The organism is Thermobifida alba (assembly GCF_023208015.1).
In the GTDB taxonomy this organism is placed as follows: domain Bacteria; phylum Actinomycetota; class Actinomycetes; order Streptosporangiales; family Streptosporangiaceae; genus Thermobifida; species Thermobifida alba.
On the sequence record NZ_CP051627.1, the window covers coordinates 2,319,787 to 2,339,869 of the forward strand.

The following is a 20,083-nucleotide window of genomic DNA, read 5'->3' on the forward strand; positions in this document are numbered from 1 at the left end:
CGTACCGCCACCGGATTCCCCTCACTAGGGAGACAACGCTCACGGCTCCACGTTATTCCCGGCCGCCCGGCGCGCCAACTCGGCCTCACCGGCGACACGCATCGCCTCGACCGGGGCGGGCCGGCCGGTCATCAGGGTCAGCTGGGCCGCCGCCTGGTGCAGCAGCATGGGGAACCCTCCGATCACGGTGGACCCCGCCCCGGCCGCCGCGGCCCCCAGCACGGTGGGCCACGGCGCGTAGACGACGTCGAAGACCGCCGCCGAGGAGGCGGCCACCGCCGGGGCCCACCGGTCGGCCGCTCCGGCGGGAACCGTGGAGACCACCAGGTCCACCCGCAGGTGCTCGTCGATGTCGGCGAGCGGGGCCAGCGCCACCTCGGCCGACATGCGTTCGGCCGCCGCGGCGAGGTCGCCGGTGCGGGCGAGGTCCCGGGCCAGCACGGTGACCGCACCGGGTTCGGTGGCGCCCAGCCGGCGCACGGCCGCGAGCGCGGACGCGGCGGTCGCGCCCGCGCCCAGGATGGTCACGGTGTCCAGCCGCCGCACCCCCGCCTCGCGCAGCGCCTCGGTGATCCCGGCCACGTCGGTGTTGTAGGCGTGCCGCCGCCCGTCCCGGAAGACGATGGTGTTCGCCCCGCCGACCTCGACCGCGGTCTCCTCGACCTCGTCCGCCAGCGTCAACGCGACCTTCTTGAGCGGCATGGTCAGCGACAGGCCGGCCCAGGAGTCGTCGCACCCGTCGAGGAACGCGGCCAGGCCCCGTTCGTCGCACTCGTGGCGGCCGTAGTGCCACCGGTCCGCGATGCCGAGCGCGGTGTAGCCCGCCGTGTGCAGCACCGGCGAGAGGGAGTGGGCGATCGGCGAGCCGAGCACGGCCGCACGTTTCACGGGTTCCTCCTGCGGGGTCGCCTGCCGTGGCCGCGGCCCGGCCACGGGGTGGTCGCTCAGTTGGCCTGGCTCTGGTTGAACTCCTCGACCAGTTCCCAGAACTCGGCCTCGCTGTCGGTGAACTTGGTGACGCCGTTCTCGGGGTCGGTGGCCACGAAGAACAGCCACGGCCCCTCCTCCGGGGCGAGCGCGGCCTCGATGGCGTCCTTGCCGGGGCTGACGATGGGACCGACCGGGAGACCCTCGTGGAAGTAGGTGTCGTAGCCGGTCTCGTCGCCGCGGCACCGGTCCTGCTGCTCCAGGTTGATCGCGATGCCGTACTCGCCGAGGGCGTAGAAGCAGGTGCTGTCCATCTTGAGGTACATGCCGTCGGCCAGGCGGTTGTAGACGACCCGGGCGATCTTGCCCATGTCCTCCACCTTTCCGGACTCGGCCTGCACGATCGCGGCGATCGCCATGATCTCGTTCGGGTCGAACCCGGCCTCCTCGGCCCGGCGCTCCAGTTCCACCTCGGTGGCCACCTTCCGGTACTGGGCCACCATCTTGCGGAGGATCTCGGCTGCCGAGGCGTTGCTGTCGAACTCGTAGGTCTCCGGGAAGAGGTACCCCTCCGGTCCCTGCGTGGCGTACTCGGGCAGCCCCAGGGCGCCGTGGTCCTCGTAGGCGGCCTGGAACTCCTCCAGCGGGATGCCGGTCTGCTCGGCGAGCCTCTCCAGGATCTGCCCGGACCGCAGCCCCTCGGGGATCGTCACGTTGAGCGCGATGCGGCTGCCGGGGTCGAGCAGCAGCGCGATGGCCGCCTCCGCGCTCATCTGCATCCGCAGCTGGTAGGTGCCGGGAACGAAGTTGGCCTCGGAGAACCGGATCTCGTTGGTGAACGCGCGCACGCTGGCGATCACCCCGGCCTCGTGGAGCTTCTCGGCGATGGCGGTCCCGGTGTCGCCCTCCTCGATGACGATGCTGACCTCGCCGGTGCCCTCGCCGGAGTAGTCCGGGGGGATGACGTAGGTGCGCAGCAGCAGGTAACCGCCGGCGCCGACGGACACCACGAACAGCGTCAGCACGAGCACGGCGCTGACCAGGGCGGCCTTGCTCTTCTTGCGTTTGCGTCTGCTGCTGGCCCGGCGGCCGGAGGCTCGTCTGCCGCCGCGCCGGCCGCTGCGGGAACGCTGGGGGGGTTCCTCGTCGTCGTCCTCGTCGAACGGCAGCGCGAAGGAGTCGGGGTCCTCCTCGTCGGGGGTGGTGGCGCGCGTCCGCCGTTCTCTCCTGGGGGGTTCCTCGTCCACCGCCGGGGGGGCGGCGGCGTGCGCCCGGCGTCTCGACCGGGGCGCCGCGTCCTCGTCGTCGGGGGCGGGAGGACGCGCCCGGCGGCCTCTGGGGGGTGCGTCCCAGTCCCCCTCGTCGAGGACGCGCCTGCGGGAGCCGGCTCTGCCGGCCCCGTCCTCCGCGTCCGCCGGGGGGCGGTGTTCCCGGGGGACACGGAGCGGATCATCCGACCACGCCTCCTGGTGGCGGAGGCCGTCCCGGAGGCGGGGGGCGCCCCGGTCCGCCGGATGCGCTGCGCCGTCCTCGGGACCGGCACGGCGTCCCCGGCTGACGGAGGTGTCCGGGGCGACCGTGGGACGGCCGTGTCCCGCCGTCCCCCACGCCTCGACCGTCTCCGCTCCCGGACCGGACGCCGCCCGGTCCGGGGTCGGGCGGGGGGTGGACGGCCACTCCTCGCTGTCGGGTTTGCGCCGCCGGCCGCGGGGCCGTTCGAGCAGCGCCTCGGCCTCCGTGGGGGGAAGAGTGAAAGAGCCGGTGTCAGCGGGACCCGGCCGTCTGCGGCGCCCCCGGGGACGCTCGGCCTCCGCGGGCCGGTCCGTCTCCGTGCCGGAGACGGGGGCTGCGGTCTGCGCCGCTCGGGGGGACGGCCACGCGGTGCTGTCCGCCCGGGGGGTGTCCACGCGCCGCCGGCGCCCCACGCCGCGCTCGTCCCGGTAGCCGCGCCCGCCGTAGTCGACGGCCGAGGCCCCGGTGCGGGGCGCCTCGGCCTCCCGGTGGAGCGGCCAGGGATCGGTCAGCGGGTCGGGCCGACGCGCTCGGCGCGGATAGTCGTCATACCGGTCGTTGCCGTTCATGGCGTCCCCTCGACGAGTTCACCGGGAGGCAGTTGGGTACGCCGCTCGGTGTCGAGGGCGTTCTGCAGCAGGACGGTGGCGGCGGCCTGGTCGATGACCGACCGGCGGGCCCTGCCGCCGCGGGCCCCCCGCCTGCCGTAGCTGGCACCTGTCTGCAACTGCTGCTGCGCGGTCACCGTGGTCAGCCGTTCGTCCACCAGCCGCACCGGAACCGGGGCGAGCTTGCGGGCCAGCGTCCGGGCGAAGGCGCGTGCCGCACGCGCGGCACGCCCCTCGGCTCCGGACAGCGACGCCGGATAGCCGACGATGACCTCCCGGGCCTCGTACTCAAGCACAAGAGCGGCAATTCTGTCGAGATCCCCCGGCCCCCGGCGGATCGTCTCCACCGGGGTGGCCAGGATGCCGCTGGGATCACTGCGGGCCACCCCGATACGGGCCGTACCAGGGTCCACCGCGAGCCGCACGCCCGTTCTCACCGGGGCGCCCCCCGGACCGGGCGGACACCGGCGTCCGCCGCTCCCGCCACCGTCGGGAACCGGGGCGACGGACGCCGCCCCGCGCTCACGACCCCGCCACTCTCTGTTCCACGGCGCGCAGCGCCGTCTCGACCGCGCCGGCGTCGCTTCCGCCGCCCTGGGCGATGTCCGGCCGTCCGCCGCCGCCACCGCCGAGCGCGCGGGCCGCCACGCCCACCAGTTCCCCGGCCTTCAGGCCCCGGCCCTGGGCCTCCTTGTTGGCCGCCACCACCACGACGGGCCGGTCGCCGGGGACGCCGGCGACCACCACGACCGCGGGCGCGTCCTCACCGAGCCGTCCGCGCACGTCCAGCGCGAGCTTGCGCATGTCGTCGGCGGTGGTGCCGTCGGCGACGCGGTGGGTGACCACGCGGGTGCCGCCGAGGTCGCGGGCGCCGGCGGCCAGTTCCCCGGCGGCCTGGAGCACCTGGGCGGCGCGCAGCCGCTCGATCTCCTTCTCCGCGGCGCGCAGCCGGCTGATCACGGCGTCGATGCGCTGCGGGAGTTCCTCGCGCGGCGCCTTGAGCTGTTCGGAGAGCTGTCCCACGAGCGCGGACTCGGTGGAGACCCGGCGCAGCGCGTCGAGGCCGACCAGCGCCTCGACCCGGCGCACGCCGGAGCCGACCGAGGACTCGCCCAGCACCTTGACCAGGCCGAGCTGCCCGGTCGCGCCGACGTGGGTGCCGCCGCACAGTTCGCGGGAGTAGTCGGTCATGTCGACCACGCGCACCCGGTCGCCGTACTTCTCGCCGAACATGGCCAGCGCGCCCATCTGCAGCGCCTTGTCGAGGGTGGTCTCCATGTACTGGACCTCGATGTTGCGGGCGAGGACCTCGTTGACCTCCTCCTCGACGTGGGCGATCTCGGCCGCGTCGAGCGGCTTGTTGGCGGTGAAGTCGAACCGCAGCCGTCCCGGCTGGTTCTCCGAGCCCGCCTGGCCCGCGGAGGGGCCGAGCGCGTTGCGCAGCGCGGAGTGGATGAGGTGGGTGGCCGAGTGCGACCGGGACACCGAGGCGCGCCGGTCGGTGTCGATGGCGGCGTGCACGGTGTCGTCGACGACGACCTCGCCGTCGCGCACGGTGCCGCGGTGCACGAACAGGCCCTTGATGGGCTTCTGCACGTCCTCGACGTCGACCACGCCGCGGCCGTCCACGGCGATGGTGCCCTTGTCGGCGAGCTGGCCGCCGCTCTCGGCGTAGAACGGGGTGCGGTCGAGGACCAGCTCCACCCGGTCGCCCTTGCGGGCCGCGCCCGTGGCCTCGCCGTCGACGATGACGCCGAGCACGCGGGCCTCGCCCTCGGTGTCGGTGTAGCCGAGGAAGTCGGTGGGACCGCCGGCCTCCAGCAGGCGGGCGTAGACGCTGACGTCGGCGTTGCCGAGCTTCTTGGCCTTGGCGTCGCGCTTGGCGGCCTCCCGCTGGCGCTGCATGAGCCGGTGGAAGGTGTCCTCGTCGACCTTGAGGCCCTGTTCGGAGGCCATCTCCAGGGTCAGGTCGATGGGGAAGCCGTAGGTGTCGTGCAGCTGGAAGGCGTCGGCGCCGGAGAACTCGGTGCCGCCGCTCTTCCTGGTCCGTTCGACCACCCGGTTGAACAGCGTGGTGCCGGCGCGCAGCGTGTCGGCGAAGTTCTTCTCCTCGGCGTCGATGACGCTGTGGATCTGGTCGGCGTCGGCGCGCAGCTCGGGGTACTGGTCGCCCATCGCGTCGATCGCCACGCCGGTGAGGTCGTGCAGGTGGAACGACTCGTCGCCGGAGAGCAGGCGCAGGTTGCGGATGGAGCGGCGCAGGATGCGGCGCAGCACGTAGCCCCGCTTCTCGTTGCCGGGCTTGACGCCGTCGGCGACCAGCATGGTGGCGGTGCGCACGTGGTCGGCGACGACCCGCAGGCTCACGTCGGACCGCTCGTTCTCGCCGTAGGTGACTCCGGTGAGCTCCGCGGCGCGGCGCAGGATGCGGCCGAGGGTGTCGGTCTCGTAGATGTTGTCGACGCCCTGGAGGATGGCGGCCATGCGCTCCAGGCCCATGCCGGTGTCGATGTTCTTGCTGGGCAGCTCGCCGAGGATCGGGTAGTCCTCCTTGCCGCTGCCCTCGCCCCGCTCGAACTGCATGAACACGAGGTTCCACACTTCGAGGTAGCGGTTCTCGTCGGCGACGGGGCCGCCCTCGGCGCCGTAGTCGGGGCCGCGGTCGAAGTAGATCTCCGAGCACGGTCCGCACGGGCCGGGCACGCCCATGGACCAGAAGTTGTCGGCCTTGCCGCGCCGCTGGATGCGCTCGGCGGGCAGTCCCACCTTCTCCCGCCAGATGGCCTCGGCCTCGTCGTCGTCGAGGTAGACGGTCACCCACAGGCGCTCGGGGTCGAAGCCGAACCCGCCGTCGGCGACGGAGCTGGTGAGCAGCTCCCAGGCGAACGGGATGGCCTTCTCCTTGAAGTAGTCGCCGAAGGAGAAGTTGCCCAGCATCTGGAAGAAGGAGGCGTGCCGCGAGGTCTTGCCGACCTCGTCGATGTCGATGGTGCGCACGCACTTCTGCGCGCTGGTGGCGCGCGTGTACGGCGGGGTGCGCTGTCCGAGGAAGTACGGCTTGAACGGCACCATGCCGGCGTTGACCAGCAGCAGGGTGGGGTCCTCAGCGACGAGGCTTGCCGAGGGCACCACGGTGTGTCCGTTCTTCTCGAAGAATGCGAGGAAGCGGCGAGCGATCTCTGCCGTCTCCATGTGATGCCCTCCTGGTGAATAGGACTCCAGTCGACCGGTACGGGTGGACTGAGGTGCCCCGGTCGAGACTCGGCGCGTGAGCGGATATCAGGCGCCTATGGTAGGTGGGAACGGCCTGTGGAGGTTTCCTGTTCCACGCCGTCCCGGCGGCTCCGTGCTGGAGACACCCTACTGACGCCCGGTCGGTGCACTGTCCCGCGGCAACCCCTCCGAAACGGGGAGAATGCGGTCACGCACCGTCCACGTCCAAGGCTACTCTCCGGGTGCGCGACGCACAGCAGAATAAGACACGCCCGAAACCGGGGGATCGTGGCGGTTCAGGATCTTAGCGGCCCTCGTCCGGGAGTAACCCACTCGTGATCTTGGCCCCAGGGCCAGACCCGACGCCGTTTCTGCCCCCAGGGCCCTTCCCCGGCGCGAGGGTACGGGTCAGGCTCCGATGAGGCGGCTGGTGAATCCGGCGTCGACGAGTGCCTGGTAGGCGGCGTGGACGTCGTCGGGCACGTGCTGTTCGACGGCGAAGCCGCGGTCGGGGTACTCGATGACCCGTTGCAGGTCGCCGACCATGGTGTCGATGACGAGCCGGTCGTCGCCGATGCCCGCGAGGTAGTCGCGGAAGCCCACCGGTTCGGAGGCGCACACCACGGTGACCTCGGGCCAGACCCGGCGGGTGGTGGCGTAGGCGCGTCGCTGCATGTAGGGCATGGTCACCAGCATCACCGTGGCCGGGGCCAGGCCCGCCTCGGCCAGCAGTTGTCGGGACAGGGTGATGTTCTGCCCGGTGTTGGCCGCCCGGGGCTCCACCAGGACGGCCTCGTCGGGCACCCCCAGGTCCAGGACGTGCTCCCGGTAGTGCACGGCCTCGCCCCGGGGAAACACCTCGGCGGTGGAGGGGCTGTTGCCGCCGGTGAGCACCATGCGGGCAAAGAATCCGGCCTGGTACAGCTTCGCCGCGCACGCCGCCACGCCCAGGTCGTGGCAGCCCAGCACGACCGCCACGTCCACCGGCCGCAGCTCATGGCCCATCCGGTGGTAGTCCCAGATCCGCTCGGCCAGGCGGTAGTGCTCATCACTGATCGTCGGTGGAGTGTTGGACATTGGTGTCTCTCTGGTCGTGCCTGTGGAGGTCTGCCCCCTTGCCCCTGGGACCGCCCGGGGTGTCCCGCTACGGCTCCGCGGCACGGGCGATACGCTGCCCCAGCGTCTCCGGCCGAGGGGCGGATGCGTCCATGAGCTCTCCTTCGCGTACTGGCCATGGCGAGGACAGCCTACGCACCTCTCCGACGCGAGGGGCTGTCACTTTCCTGGTACTCCGGAAGACACCGCGCCACTACTCTCGGCACCCGAAGCCATTCTTTCTGTGGCTGACCGGAGTATCCGGTCACTCCGCCAATCCGTGCTCGCTCGTATCCCCTATCGCGATCGGACGAACACGCCGCACTCCTACTCAGCCACGACAACCGACGTTGGGAAGAGTCCGTGTCCTCACCACTCCCGCCCACTCCTGAACAGGCGCGCATGGCCATGGTTGACGCCATGGCGGCCGAGCGCGCACGACTCGGCGCACAGCCGCTGCCACGAGCCGTGGAGGAAGCCCTGCGTGCCGTTCCCCGCGAGGCGTTCCTGCCCGGACTGCCGCTGACCGAGGCCTACGACCCGCACCAGGCGGTGGTGACCAGGCGCGACGAGGAGCGGGGCGTGGCGCTCAGTTCGGTGTCGGCGCCCACCATCGTCGCCACCATGTTGGAACGTGCCGACCTGCGTCCCGGGCATCGGGTGCTGGAGGTCGGTTCCGGTGGCTACAACGCCGCTCTGATTCGCCGTCTGGTCGGCGTGGACGGCCAGGTGGTCTCCATCGACATCGACCCCGAGGTTGTGACCCGTGCCGAGCGGTGCCTGAAGAGCATCGGCGTCGACGACGTGCACCTGGCGGTCGGCGACGGCGCCCACGGGTTCGCCGCCCGGGCGCCCTTTGACCGGATCATTGTGACCGCAGGAGCCTGGGACCTGCCGCCCGCCTGGGAGCAGCAACTCGCCGAGGACGGGGTTCTGGTGGTGCCCATGCGGATTCGGGGCCTGACCCGCTGCCTGACCCTGCGCCGCGCTCCCGAAGAGGGGTGCTGGGAGGCGGTGGCGGTGGACATGTGCGGGTTCGTGCGGATGCGGGGCCGGGACGAGCACTGGGAGGCCATGCCCTGCCTCCACGACGAGGACGGCTGCCAGGTCGCGCTGCGTCTGGAGGACGGCCCCGAAGTGGAGGAGAAGGCCCTGCGTGAGGCCCTGGCCTGCGAGCCGGTCACTGTCTGGTCGAACGTCGAGGTGGGCGCGGAAGAGCCCACCGACTCCCAGGACCTGTACCTGGCCTCGGTCGCCGACCGGTGGGCGCAGTTGACCGCCGAGCGCGGTGCGATCAAAGCCGGACTCGTCAGCCCGATCTCCCGCCTGGGCACCCCGGCCCTGATCAGTGCCGAGGGCACCGGCTTCGCCTACCGGACCCTGCGCCGCTGCCCCGGGCGCGCGGACCGGTGGGAGTTCGGCGCGGTCGGCCACGGCCCGCATGCCCGCGCAACCGCCGAACACCTGGCCCATCTGATCGGTGAGTGGGACCGCGACCACCGCCGCGGCCCCGGCCCCCGCATCACCCTGTTTCCCGCCACCACCCCCGACGACCGCCTGCCCGGGGGGCGCGTGGTGGACAAACGCCACACCCGCACGGTCCTGACCTGGACCATCACCCCTTAGAGAGAGAAAGGAAGGAACAACCAGTGAGCACACTCACGGTCTCCGACACCCCCGACGGCATGGTCCCGGTGAGCCGGGACCGCCACCCCGCCGGCGACCTGTTCGACCTGGACCTGCGTGTCCACGTGCCGCAGCAGGGCGAGCCGCTGTGGTCGATGACCAACGACGGATGCGGCAAGACCTGCGAGACGGCCTGCACCCCCAGCTGCACCGACAACGGCTGAGTTCCTCCACCGACTCCTGGGCGCCTTCCTCGGGGCGCCCAGGAAGTTCCTGTCCGGAGAAAGGATTCCCGGTGTACGCCCCCCTGGAATCGGTGGGCCTGACCCTGCGCGCCACCACCCGCACCCCCGACACGGAAACCCCCTGGCCTGATCCGGGCACCGCCCCCATCGAGGAGCTGCGCGGTTGGATTCACGACCTCCACACCCGTGACCACGCCCTGATCGAGGCCCCGGCCGTGGCCAGCCCTTCCCTAGTCCGGCAGTTGGACGCCATCGTCGGCGCCGATGCCGTCGCGGCGAAGAAGGTCCGCCGGGCTGCTGTCTCCCCTCATGCGCTATCTGCTCCGCTACGGTGGCCGCCCCACTCCTTACGGGCTGTTCGCGGGGGTTGCTCCGCTGACTTCGGGTGGTCGAACCCGCGTCCGGTGGGGCGAGCACCACCGGGAGACAGCCCAGCCGGCTTCGGCCTGGCTGGCCGTCCGCGCCCGTCACCACCCAGTCCCGGGCTCCTTCACCACTGTGGTGGCGGCCTCCACCGCTCGTGTCCGGGGCGATCGGCTGGTCCTGTCCCACAAGCCCGGGGCAGACGATCCGCGCCAGGCGGCCGAGGTGTCGGTACGTCTCACTCCTGCCGTCGCCCTGGTGGTGGAGAACGCCCGAACCCCTGTGCCGCTCGCGGAGCTTCTCCGCATGCTCGGCGACTCCTATCCCGACGCCGATCCGCGAGAGGCCGCCGCGCTGGTGGACTCCCTCCTGGAGCACCGCATCCTCATCGGCTCCCAGCGGCCTCCCGTCTGGCATCCACGGCCACTGGCCCACCTGGCCGACCACGATCCCGGACTGAAAGCGGCCAGTGAACTCCTGGAGTGCCACAACGATCCCGGTACTCCCGCCGGGGAACGCCCCGGCCTGCGCGGCCAGATCCTGCGGCGGCTACCGGACACCGACACCGAGACGCTGCCGCGGCTGGCGGTGGACACCCGCCTGGACGTGGACCTCGTCCTGCCCCACCAGGTCGCCCATGAGACAGCCCGCGCAGCCGGGGTTCTGGCTACGCTGGCCCCACACCCCACCGGCCACCCCGCCTGGATCGACTACCACACCCGTTGCCTGGAGACCTACGGCCAGGGGACGGTTGTGGGACTGCTCGACCTCACCGGCCCTGCCGGGCTGGGATTCCCACACGGCTACCGGGGCTCACGTCTGTCCGAACCCGCCCCGGACCGGGGAAACCTCGAACGCTCCCGGATTCTGGTCGCCGCCCTGCACACCGCCGCCCTCCAGGGCCTGTTCGAGATCGACCTGCAAGACCCGGCCTGGCAGCACCTGAGCGGTGAGCAGACGGTTCACCCGCCGGTACACGTGGAACTCCGCGCCCAACTGCACGCTGCCACCCCCGAAGCGGTGGACGCGGGCGATTTCCGTCTGTGGATCACCGCAGTTTCCCGAGGGGTGGGCACGCTCACCGGCCGGTTCGCCCACCTGGACGGCATGGTTCCCGCTGATCTGGACCGGGCTCTGCCCACACTCACCGAGAGGGCTGTAACCGTTCAGGTCCTGGCTCCGCCGATGGCCGACACCGCGGCCCATGTGGCCCGTTCCCCCGTGGTGGCTGCTCACGTACTGGTCATCGACGAACACCCGCCGCCGGCTCCCGGAATCGAAGTCATCAACCCGCGGGAGGTGGGCGTGCGCGTCGACGCCGACCACCTGCGGCTGCTGCACCTGCCCACCGAACGCGTGATCGAACCGTTCCTGGCCTCGGCGCTGGAACCGCACCACTACACCCACCCCCTGGCCCGGTTCGTCACCGAACTCCCCCGCGCCCGTACCCTGCCCTCTCTGGGGTTCACCTGGCCGTCCGCCGCCAGTGACTGCGTTTTCCTGCCGCGGCTGCGCAGCGGCCGCACCGTCGCGGCCCCGGCCCAGTGGCGCGTCACCGCCGAGGACCTGTCCACCGTCCGCTCCCACCCGCCGCTGCCGCAGCGGGTCCAGCTCGTTGAGGGCGAACGCTGTCTGCCCCTTGACCTGTCCCGGTCCGCCCACCGTCACCTGCTGGAGACCCACCTGGCACGGTACGGCACCGCGGTCCTCACCGAAGCTCCGGATGAGGAGGCGTTCGGCTGGTGCGGCGGCCGCCCCCACGAACTCGTGGTTCCGCTGCGCCGCACCGCAGCCCCTGTCCCGGCTCCTCAGCTCTCGGCCGTTACCGCCGTATCCGCCCGTCCGCAGTCGCCGCCGGTGGCGGACCCGCCCGGCACCGGCCCCTGGCTGTCCGTCCACCTGTATACCGGCCCTGACCTGTGCTTGCTGATCCTGGACCGCCTTCCCGAACTGTGGGATCTTCTGGGAGGGCCTGTCGATTTCTGGTTTGTGCGCTACCGCGACCATGACGGCCCGCATCTGCGGCTGCGGCTGCGCACCGAAACCAGCCCCGCGGAACCGACCGCTGCCGTGGGCACCTGGGCACGGTCTCTGCACGCCTGCGGCCTGCTGCACTCTCTGAGCCTGCACACCTATCGGCCCGAGACCGCCCGTTACGGCCACGGTCCCGCGCTGGCCGCCGCCGAGGCTTTCTTCGTCGCCGACAGCCGCGCCGCCCAGACCCAACTGGCCTCGGCCGACCATGACCCCACTCGCACCCGTGCCCTGGCCGCGGCCTCCCTTTTACGCCTGGCCGCCGCTGCTGATACCGGCACTACCTGGCTGCTCGACCATCTGCCCCGCCCAGCCGATCCTGTGGACCGTGCGGCCCGTGCCCTGGCCGCGCGCATCCTCACCCGGCCCGGCAGCTTCTCCCCACCGTTGGCAGCCGCCTGGGCGGACCGCGACCAGGCCCTCACCGCCTACCTGGCCTGCCTCCCCCGTCCGCGCCAAGTGCTGCCCTCCCTGTTCCACATGCACCACAACCGTGTCCGCGGACCCGACCGCGATGACGAACAGCGAGTGCAGGCTTTGGCCCGCGCGGTCGCCCTCACCCGCAGACACACCCGAACAGCCGGGAAACCCTGATGCCGATCCGTGCCGGACGCGCCGCGGCCGCCGCGGCCGCGCGCCTGACCGAGCCCGCCGCCGTGCCCCTAGGTGCTCCTCCCCAGTCCCTGGCGGCGGGAGCGCTCGGAATCGCGCTCGTGCACATCGAACGCGCCCGCGGCGGCGACGAGGCAGCATGGCGCAGTGCCCATGCCTGGTTGCAGGCTGCGGCCCGCGACGGCGTGGACGCCACCGACCGGGCCCGCCTCTTCCACGGTGCTCCCGCGCTGGCGGCTGTCCTGGTCTGCGCCGACGACGAAAGCGGACGCTACGCCACGGCCCGCAGCACGATGACGCACCATGTCCGTGCCGTGGCCCACCGTCGCCTCGATGCGGCATTTGCCCGCATGGACCGGGGCGCTCTCCCCGTCTTCGGCGAGTACGACCTCCTCAGCGGCCTGACCGGCATCGGCGCCGTACTGCTGCGCACGGACCCGGCTTCCTCTGCTCTGGAACGGGTGCTGTCCTACCTGGTCCGACTGACCGAACCGGTCCGTGTCGACGGCTGCCCGCTGCCGGGGTGGTGGGTGGGCCACGCTCCTCATCAGGGCGACCGGACCGGCTTCGCCGGTGGGCACGCCAACCTCGGCATGGCACACGGCATCACCGGCCCCCTGGCTCTGCTCTCCCTGGCACTCCAGCAAGGAGCCATCGTCACGGGGCAGGTCGGGGCGATCGTCCGCATCTGCGCCTGGCTGGACTCCTGGCAGCAGGACGCTCCCGCTGGGGCTTGGTGGCCCCGCTGGATCACCCGGGACGAGCACCGCGCCCGCCGCTGCACACAGCCGGGGCCGCTGCGCCCCTCCTGGTGCTACGGCACTCCGGCGATCGCGCGGGCCCAGCAGCTCGCCGCCCTCGCCACCGGAGACCTCGTCAGGCAGCGCAGGGCCGAGCAGGTTCTCGCCGATTGTCTGAACGATCCGGCCCAACTCGGCCAGATCATCGGCCCCGGCCTGTGCCACGGTTGGGCCGGGGTGTTCCAGACCGTCTGGCGCACCGCCCGCGACTCGCACACCCCGGTGCTCGCGGACTGCCTGCCGCGCCTCGCCGAACACCTCATCACGTGCGGCGCTTCCCGGCGAGGCGGGGAGGCCGGGTTCCTGGACGGGGACGCGGGGCTCGCTCTCGCGCTCCGCACCGCCGCACGTCCCGAGCCTCCCGCGTCCGACTGGGACGCATGCCTGCTGATCCGCTGACCGGAGCCTTGACTCCGTCTGCTGGGGCGAGAAAGCGGTGCGGGAGAGTCCCGCCCGGAGGAGTGGAGCGGCGCATGCCCGCTTCGGTCGGAACGCCGAGTGCCCTACAGCGCGCCGCTCGTGGCCGCGCGGAGGAAGGCGTGCCACTCGGCGGCGGGGAAGGTGAGGAACCCGAGACCGCGCTGCGTGGAGTCGCGGACCGCGACCCGGGCGGGGGTGTCGAGGAGAGGACCCGCTTCGACGCACCTGCCACCGCCGTTGGCGCTGTAGCTGCTGATGTGCCAGCCGACTTCGACGCAGCTCTTGCCGCCGCTTGGACTGTAGCTGCTGATTCTCCAGTCGAGAACCAAAGTGTCGTCCTGGTTCATCTCATCTCCTTCTGGAGTTCCACGATCAACTTGGCCGACTCCTCTGGACTCAGACTGCTCTCTCGAAGACGGTTGTACAGGACGTCGACTCTCTCTGCTTCGTGTGATTCCAAGTAAACCCCTCCAGCGACTCCCACGGTGTAGGCGACCAAGGGGAACGGGTCTTCCAAGTGGAGCAGGGTGAAACCTCCGTCCGGACTTGCGTGGGCTCCAGCCGAATAAGGAAGGACTCGAATCTCGATGTTGGACTGTTTCCCACAGACCAGCAGGTGTTGGAGTTGCTCTCTCATCACGTCCCGGCCACCAACGATCCTGCGCAAAGCTGCCTCGTCCAGGAGAACCTCCAACTCGACCGCCTTCTCACCACGCAGAATCTTCTGGCGTGCCATTCTCAACTCGACGCCCCGCTCGATCTGAGCAGCGGAGTCATGGGGATTCACCGCACGCATCCATGCTTCCGCGTACTCCCTCGTCTGCAACAGCCCGTTGACCGGTGTCACCTCGTAGGCGCGGATATGCCTGGCCCGGCTCTCCAACCACACGTAGTCGACGAACCAGTCGGTGATGTCGTCGGAGTACTTCTCCCACCAGCCGGTCTTGCTGACCTCGCGGGACAACTGGATCAGCGCGGCGCGCTGGCGCTCCCCCTCCACTCCGTAGAGGTCCATCAGGGCGCGCACCTCCGGTTCCCGGATGGGCAGTGCCCCGGACTCGAACTTGCTGATCGCGGAGAAGCTGCGCTGGAGGTACTCGGCACTGTCGGTCAGCTTGAGCCCGTTCTGTTCCCGAAGTTCCTTGAGCATCTTGCCCAGCCACTGCGCCCGCAGCGTCGGCCGCCGTTTGGACATCCGCTACCCCTTGAGAGAAGTTTGGAAAATTTGACCTAAAACTTGACTTACCCTTGCCCGTGGATCACTCTAGCAGTACGTGAAGGAGAGCTCACGAAGAATTACTCAGCGCAGGCCAGAGGCCCGCAAAACAGACAAATAGAACACCGCCCGAAGTGATTCTTGAGCTTGGAACCCTCAACCACTCCGGGCGGTGCCGCAGGGAGGAGAACACCGCATGACCGATGTCCACGCACTCCCCACGCCGATTGTCTCCCAGGCGTGGCAGGAGGTCGACACCTCCATCGACACCGAGACCCCGCGGCTGCTCTGCGAGGAGCAGTTCGAGCGCTACACCGCCACCGTGGCCGCCCTGCGGGAGGCGGCCGGTCTGACCGTGCACCACTCCGCCGAGGACCCGGCCTCGCTGCGGGTCTGCCACCCCCGCACCGGCTACACCGTGGAGCTCGACATGCGCGAGGACCGCAGCGCCGAGTGGTCCCTGGACGCGGGCGACGAGATCCCCGAGAACACCCCCGCCGTCCGGCTCGCCGCCACCATCACCGGCATCCTCAACGGCGCGCCCCCACGGGGCTGAGGGCTCGCCTCCGATCCCTTTGACGATCTTGACGGGAGAGGGCTGCTTCGCGCGGGGAGGCGCCCCTTCCCGTCAAGGTCAACGCCGGGGCAGTTCCGGGTACGGGTCGGCGGCGTAGCGGCGCAGCAGCTCCTCCTCGTGGGCGCGCGCGGCCTCGGCGACGTCCTCGTTGAGTTCGCGCAGCGCCTCCCGGTAGGAGGCGACCCGCCGCTCGACGCGGTCGGCGATGCCGCCGGGGCTCCAGGCGCGGGCCGCGCGGGTGGCGCGGTACACCACGTAGCCGCCGACCAGGGCGCCGGCCACGAAGGAGACGGTCCTGCCGATCACGTGCGCTCCCTCCTGCGGCGGGTGCGGATCAGTGCCAGGGTCCTGCGCCGGCCCAGGACCCGGCGCATCCCGTAGGACAGCGACGCCACCTTGACGAGCGGCCCGGTCACCGCCGAGCGGGTGAGGGCGGTGACCGTGGACACGTCCTCGCTGCTGCTGGCGAGGTTGGCGGTGATCTCCTCGACCCGGTCGAGGGACCCGTTGGCCCGCTCGACCGTGGCCGCGAGGTCGTCGAGCAGTGGGGCGGTGTGTTCCCGGAACTCGGACACGGCCCTGGTGGCCTCGGCCAGCAGGCGGGCGAGCCTGATCAGGGCCACGCACAGGAACACGGCCACCACGGCCCAGACCACGGCCGCGACCAGGGCCGCGAGTTCTCCTCCGGTGAGCATGCGGACTCCGCTAGCGCTTGAGGTCGTTGGGGTTGGAAGCGGACCGACCCGGGGTCGGCGAGGACGGCCTCCGATCGGCGGCCGTACGGCCCGGGAGGTCGGGCCGCCGCCTCAGGAAGAACCGGATTGGGTCTGACACTATCGCGGATTTCCTGTCCACCACGGGACGCGGCGCGGCGCTTCCCGCGCCGCGTCCCGCCGCCCCGTCCTTCCCGCGTCCCGCACCCGGCGGCGACGCCGCAGGCCAGGCACCTTCGGTAAAGAACTCGCCACACGGAGTGGCGTATTTGCTCGGGCGTCCCCAGAGTGGAGGATAAAAACGTCTCAGTCTGACAAGATGACCGAGTTCTCCCGATAATGACGGAAACCACCGACTGGCTACTGCTGCGCGTTTCAGCACTTCACCTCGGACTTTTTGAGACAGGACCACAATGAGTCGACGTTCCGAACGGACGATTTCCGTTCTGGTCCCGCCCGACCTGGCTCCCACCGCTCCGGAGGACCCCCGTTCCATCGGCCCGTACGTGCTGGTGGGTCGGCTCGGTGCGACGGAGGCGGGCCACGTGTACGCCGCGGTGCACCCGGACGTGGAGCCGGAGGTACTGCTGGCGGTCAAGGTCGTACCGCCCTCCCGGGTCGCGGACGAGGCCGCCCGTGCCCGACTGGAACAGCGGTTGCGCGCGCTGGGCGCCGTGGACGGGCGCTGCTACGTGCCGCCCGTGGCGTTCGACGTCCACGGGACGCCCGCCTGGCTGGCCATGCGCTACTCCCCCGGCACCCCGCTGGAGCAGTACACGGACCAGCGCGGCCCCATGAGCCTGGGACGGCTCACCGCCCTGGCCGCCGGTCTGGCCGAGGGGCTGTCCGCGCTGCACTCCCTGGACCTGGCGCACGGCGGCCTCACCCCCGGCAGCGTCCTGCTCAGTTCCGCCGGTCCCCGGCTCCTGGACTGCGCGCTGTCCGGTGAGGCCGCGGCACCGCCCGGGGCGGCGTCCTGGCTCAGCCCCGAACGGCTGCGGGGCGGGGAGCCCACCCCGGCCTGCGACGTGTTCGCCTGGGGTGCGGTCCTCGCCTTCGCCGGCACCGGGCGTCCTCCCTTCGGCACCGGGACCCCCGAGGAGATCGCCGAGCGGATCGAGTCGCAGCAGCCCGACCTCGACGGCCTCGCCGACGAGATCCGGCCGCTGCTGGAGTCGGCGCTGTCCGCCGACCCCGAACAGCGGCCGGACACCCGCGACCTGGTGCGCTCCGCCATCGACCTGTGGGAGAGCAGCCTGGGGTCGGTCGGCAGCGAGGCCGGTCCCGGCTCCGGGGTCACCCGCGTGCTGAACCGGGAGTGGCAGGGGATCGTGGAGCCGGCCCTGCTGCCCCGGGTCGTCCACGTGGACGGCCGCGCCAAGGGCCGCAAGAGCGGACGCCTGTCCCTGACCATGCCCGTGCCCGTGCTCCCGTCCCCGCAGCGGTCGGCTCCGCCGCCGGCTGCCTCGACCGCGGCCCCGGCCGCCGAGCAGGACGGCGCGGCGGCGCCCCGGGAGGAGGCCGCCGCGGACGGTGCGGCCGAGCAGCGGGACGGTGCCGCGGCGCCGGCCGCGGCCGGGTCCGAGACCGCCGCGGCCACCGCCACCGTCGCGGCTTCCACCGCGGTCGCCGAACCGCCGCCTCCCCCGTCGTCCTCCGCTCCCGCCCCGCCGCCTCCCGCGGCCCCGGCCACGCAGCCTTCCGGCGGTGCGGGCACGGGCGGGCCGAACCGGCGGCTCCTGCTGCTGGCGGGCGGCGCAGGTGCGGCCCTGCTCCTGGTGGGCGGCCTCGTCTGGGGGGCGGTCTCGCTGCTCGGCGGCGACTCCCCCGAACCGGGGGAGGACACCGCGGCGTCCGACACCGCGGACGAGGAGACCGTGCAGGCCGACCCGGTGCCCGAGTGGGACACCGGGACCCTCGTGGTGCGTCTCGACAGCTCCAGCGAGGTCAGCCTGCTGTCCGGCCCGTGGCCCTACACCCCGGTCGAACCCGCCTCCGGGGACGACGCGTTCGCGGGACTCGACGGCGCCGCGCTCACCCCGCAGGAGTGGAGCGAGGCGTGGGCCCCGGTCGAGGGCGTGGGTCAGCCGCTGGAGGCGCTGATCGCCTCCGACGCCGAGGTGATGTGCGCGCACTTCTGCCTCAACCCCGACCAGGTGTACGTCGACGCGGAGGGCCGGGGAACCTACGCGGTCACCGGACGCGACCTGGCCAACTACCTGAGCTGGGGAGACGTGGTCATCGCCGAGGTGACCTTCGGCGACCCCGACCCCGAGACCGGCCTCCCGGTGATCACGGGGGCCACGGAGCTGTACCCGCCCGCGGGCTGAGCAGGGAAACGCGGCCTCGCGTTCCCGCGGGGGACTTCCCGGCAATCACCGGACAATCCCGGCCCGGGAGCCGATAATCGACGGAGAACCCCCGACCGCAGGAACGTCGATGCCCCACGGTTTCCCGCCCGACCTGTCCCCCCTTCACCCCGACGACCACGGGATCCGCATCCCCGGGTACCGGATCGTCGGCCGTCTGGGTGAAGGGGGCATGGGCGTCGTCTACGCCGCGCTGGACGCCCGGAGGCAGCCCGTGGCGTTGAAGCTCATGCGCGCGGAGATGTCCCCGGACATCGGACAGCGGCGCCGGCGGTTCCACTCCGAGGTGCGGACGCTGCGGCGGGTCCGCGACGAGCACATCGTCCCGCTGCTGGACGCCGGCGTGTCCGGAGGGCGTCCCTGGCTGGCCACCGCCTACGTCCCGGGGCAGAACCTGCAGCGGTGCGGGAGGCTGTCCGGCCCGCGCCTGCTCCTGCTGGCCCGGGGGGTGGCCCGCGCGCTGCACGCCATCCACCGGGCGGGCGTCGTGCACCGCGACCTCAAACCCTCCAACGTCATGATCCGCCCCGACGGGGTGCCCGTGGTGCTGGACTTCGGCATCGCGAGGTCGCTGGCCGACACGGGGCTCACCGGGACCGGCGCGCCGCCGGTCGGCACGGCGGGCACGATCAGTCCGGAACGGTACCGGGGCGTGTCCGCCCCGCCGGCGGACGTCTTCGCCTGGGGCTGCCTGGTGGTGTTCGCCGCGACCGGACGGCAGCCCTTCTCCGGGTCCTCCCCCGAGGAGGTCATGCACCGGGTGCTGCACGGGCAGCCCGACCTGCACGGGTTCACCGGTCCGCTGGCGGACCTGGCGGTGCGGGCGATGGCCCGGGACGCCGGGGCGCGTCCCACCGCGCACCAGCTGGTGGAGGCCCTCGGCTCCGCCGAGGCCCCGGCGCGGTCCGCGCCGCCCCGGAGCGGACGGTCCGCGGGCGACACGGCGACCCTGCTGGTCCTGGAGATGCAGCGGCACCACGACGATCCGCTTCCCTGGCTGCGCCGCAACCGGGAGCGCCTGGTCGGCGAGGCGCGGCGGCTGGGGGTCGCGGACCGGGCGCTGCTCGACCTGCTGCACAACCTGCCGGAGGAGGGGCTCTCCTCCGCCGCGGTGGAGGAGGCCCTCGCCGTCCTCGCCGTCCGGCTCGCCCCGCACGAACGCCCCCGCTACCGGGGCCACCCCGTCGACGAGGACGGGCTCGTGGCGCTGGCCTGCGGCGGGGCCGCCGAGCAGGCGCTGCTGCGCCGCCTGCTGGGCGAGCGCAGCCTGATCGTCGAACGGTACGCGGCCCGGCACCTGTGCCGGCACGGCCTGTGCGTGGGCAAGTACCTCGGCCGGGGCTGCCGGATCCTGCGGCGGCTCCGCTCCGAGGTCGCCGCGGTCGTGGCGCACACCCGGGAGCCGCTGCGGGAACTGCGCCACCAGATCTGGGCCGAGCACGACGCGCTGGGGCACCCGAGGATCCTGCTGCCCCCGGACCGGGAGCTGACCGACCGGGTCCACGCGACGGCGCTGCTGGTGCGGCGGCGCAGCAGCGAACTCGACCGGCACCGCGAGGAGGTGCTGGCGCTGCGGTGCCCCACCCGGTGGTGGGCCAGTCAGCAGGAGGCGGTGCTGCGGGCCGACCCCAACACGGACCGGGGACTGGCCTGGGTGGTCATCGCCTCGGTCGCCGCGGACACGGCGCGGCGGTTCGCCGAGGCGGCCGCAGCGGAGTGACCCGGGCTCCGCCGCGGTCGACGGCCGCGGCGG

16 protein-coding genes are annotated in these 20,083 nt (G+C 72.1%); 7 read left to right on the top strand and 9 right to left on the bottom strand.

Features of this window, described 5'->3' with window-relative positions:
- Nucleotides 1–39: 39 nt before the first annotated feature.
- The 5 genes from FOF52_RS10265 to FOF52_RS10285 all read right to left on the bottom strand — a co-directional run bounded on the left by FOF52_RS10265 (nt 40) and on the right by FOF52_RS10285 (nt 7,337).
- A complete protein-coding gene (locus FOF52_RS10265) occupies nt 40–888 on the bottom strand; it encodes a shikimate dehydrogenase (RefSeq protein WP_248593592.1) in 849 nt (282 codons plus the stop codon).
- A gap of 56 nt (nt 889–944) precedes the next feature.
- A complete protein-coding gene (gene mltG / locus FOF52_RS10270) occupies nt 945–3,008 on the bottom strand; it encodes an endolytic transglycosylase MltG (protein WP_248593593.1) in 2,064 nt (687 codons plus the stop codon).
- Nucleotides 3,005–3,484 (bottom strand): Holliday junction resolvase RuvX, encoded by a 480-nt coding sequence (gene ruvX, locus FOF52_RS10275; RefSeq protein WP_248593594.1) that lies wholly within the window; start codon nt 3,482–3,484, stop codon nt 3,005–3,007. Before ruvX ends, mltG begins: the two co-directional genes overlap by 4 nt.
- Before the next feature lie 85 nt (nt 3,485–3,569).
- Entirely contained in the window at nt 3,570–6,239 is a 2,670-nt protein-coding gene (gene alaS / locus FOF52_RS10280; protein ID WP_248593595.1) for an alanine--tRNA ligase, read from the bottom strand.
- Nucleotides 6,240–6,668: 429 nt separating this feature from the next.
- Nucleotides 6,669–7,337 (bottom strand): YdcF family protein, encoded by a 669-nt coding sequence (locus FOF52_RS10285; RefSeq protein WP_248593596.1) that lies wholly within the window; start codon nt 7,335–7,337, stop codon nt 6,669–6,671.
- A 381-nt stretch (nt 7,338–7,718) separates the two neighbouring features.
- Here FOF52_RS10285 and fxlM point away from each other — a divergent pair, with 381 nt between their 5' ends.
- The 4 genes from fxlM to FOF52_RS10305 all read left to right on the top strand — a co-directional run bounded on the left by fxlM (nt 7,719) and on the right by FOF52_RS10305 (nt 13,434).
- Nucleotides 7,719–8,981: a methyltransferase, FxLD system gene (gene fxlM / locus FOF52_RS10290; protein WP_248593597.1), complete on the top strand. Its 1,263-nt coding sequence runs from the start codon at nt 7,719–7,721 to the stop codon at nt 8,979–8,981.
- Nucleotides 8,982–9,004: 23 nt separating this feature from the next.
- Nucleotides 9,005–9,205, top strand: coding sequence for an FxLD family lanthipeptide (fxlA, locus tag FOF52_RS10295; protein WP_068757968.1), 201 nt, complete (start codon nt 9,005–9,007; stop codon nt 9,203–9,205).
- 285 nt (nt 9,206–9,490) lie between these two features.
- Entirely contained in the window at nt 9,491–12,217 is a 2,727-nt protein-coding gene (locus tag FOF52_RS10300) for a lantibiotic dehydratase (protein ID WP_282574021.1), read from the top strand.
- Entirely contained in the window at nt 12,217–13,434 is a 1,218-nt protein-coding gene (locus FOF52_RS10305; protein WP_248593599.1) for a lanthionine synthetase C family protein, read from the top strand. Before FOF52_RS10300 ends, FOF52_RS10305 begins: the two co-directional genes overlap by 1 nt.
- Nucleotides 13,435–13,538: 104 nt before the next feature.
- Here FOF52_RS10305 and FOF52_RS10310 read toward each other — a convergent pair whose 3' ends face one another.
- Both FOF52_RS10310 and FOF52_RS10315 read right to left on the bottom strand, forming a co-directional pair.
- On the bottom strand, nt 13,539–13,802 hold the full coding sequence (locus FOF52_RS10310) for a DUF397 domain-containing protein (protein ID WP_083948316.1): 264 nt from the start codon (nt 13,800–13,802) through the stop codon (nt 13,539–13,541).
- A complete protein-coding gene (locus tag FOF52_RS10315; protein ID WP_068757964.1) occupies nt 13,799–14,650 on the bottom strand; it encodes a helix-turn-helix domain-containing protein in 852 nt (283 codons plus the stop codon). Before FOF52_RS10315 ends, FOF52_RS10310 begins: the two co-directional genes overlap by 4 nt.
- 217 nt (nt 14,651–14,867) lie before the next feature.
- Here FOF52_RS10315 and FOF52_RS10320 point away from each other — a divergent pair, with 217 nt between their 5' ends.
- Nucleotides 14,868–15,227: a hypothetical protein gene (locus FOF52_RS10320; protein WP_248593600.1), complete on the top strand. Its 360-nt coding sequence runs from the start codon at nt 14,868–14,870 to the stop codon at nt 15,225–15,227.
- A gap of 78 nt (nt 15,228–15,305) precedes the next feature.
- On the opposite strand, the gene FOF52_RS10325 is transcribed toward FOF52_RS10320, so the two are convergent.
- Together FOF52_RS10325 and FOF52_RS10330 are read right to left on the bottom strand one after the other, a co-directional pair.
- Entirely contained in the window at nt 15,306–15,554 is a 249-nt protein-coding gene (locus tag FOF52_RS10325) for a DUF6167 family protein (protein ID WP_248593601.1), read from the bottom strand.
- Nucleotides 15,551–15,943, bottom strand: coding sequence for a DUF948 domain-containing protein (locus tag FOF52_RS10330; RefSeq protein ID WP_248593602.1), 393 nt, complete (start codon nt 15,941–15,943; stop codon nt 15,551–15,553). Before FOF52_RS10330 ends, FOF52_RS10325 begins: the two co-directional genes overlap by 4 nt.
- 431 nt (nt 15,944–16,374) lie before the next feature.
- Between FOF52_RS10330 and FOF52_RS10335 the strand changes: the two genes are divergently transcribed.
- The gene (locus FOF52_RS10335) at nt 16,375–18,291 is read left to right on the top strand and encodes a serine/threonine-protein kinase (RefSeq protein WP_248593603.1); all 1,917 of its coding nucleotides are present in this window, start codon (nt 16,375–16,377) and stop codon (nt 18,289–18,291) included.
- Nucleotides 18,292–18,400: 109 nt separating this feature from the next.
- Nucleotides 18,401–20,050 carry a serine/threonine-protein kinase gene (locus FOF52_RS10340; protein WP_248593604.1) on the top strand — a complete coding sequence of 550 codons (1,650 nt, stop codon included), beginning with the start codon at nt 18,401–18,403 and terminating at the stop codon, nt 20,048–20,050.
- The last annotated feature ends 33 nt before the right edge of the window (nt 20,051–20,083 follow it).

What these genes read in the sequence shown, in the direction of transcription:
- FOF52_RS10285 (WP_248593596.1), bottom strand. Translation starts at nt 7,337, where the DNA reads ATGTCCAACACTCCACCGACGATCAGTGATGAGCACTACCGCCTGGCC.
- FOF52_RS10335 (WP_248593603.1), top strand. Translation starts at nt 16,375, where the DNA reads ATGAGTCGACGTTCCGAACGGACGATTTCCGTTCTGGTCCCGCCCGAC.
- FOF52_RS10315 (WP_068757964.1), bottom strand. Translation starts at nt 14,650, where the DNA reads ATGTCCAAACGGCGGCCGACGCTGCGGGCGCAGTGGCTGGGCAAGATG.
- FOF52_RS10305 (WP_248593599.1), top strand. Translation starts at nt 12,217, where the DNA reads ATGCCGATCCGTGCCGGACGCGCCGCGGCCGCCGCGGCCGCGCGCCTG.
- FOF52_RS10340 (WP_248593604.1), top strand. Translation starts at nt 18,401, where the DNA reads ATGCCCCACGGTTTCCCGCCCGACCTGTCCCCCCTTCACCCCGACGAC.
- alaS (WP_248593595.1), bottom strand. Translation starts at nt 6,239, where the DNA reads ATGGAGACGGCAGAGATCGCTCGCCGCTTCCTCGCATTCTTCGAGAAG.
- FOF52_RS10310 (WP_083948316.1), bottom strand. Translation starts at nt 13,802, where the DNA reads ATGAACCAGGACGACACTTTGGTTCTCGACTGGAGAATCAGCAGCTAC.
- FOF52_RS10330 (WP_248593602.1), bottom strand. Translation starts at nt 15,943, where the DNA reads ATGCTCACCGGAGGAGAACTCGCGGCCCTGGTCGCGGCCGTGGTCTGG.
- mltG (WP_248593593.1), bottom strand. Translation starts at nt 3,008, where the DNA reads ATGAACGGCAACGACCGGTATGACGACTATCCGCGCCGAGCGCGTCGG.
- FOF52_RS10300 (WP_282574021.1), top strand. Translation starts at nt 9,491, where the DNA reads ATGCCGTCGCGGCGAAGAAGGTCCGCCGGGCTGCTGTCTCCCCTCATG.
- FOF52_RS10320 (WP_248593600.1), top strand. Translation starts at nt 14,868, where the DNA reads ATGACCGATGTCCACGCACTCCCCACGCCGATTGTCTCCCAGGCGTGG.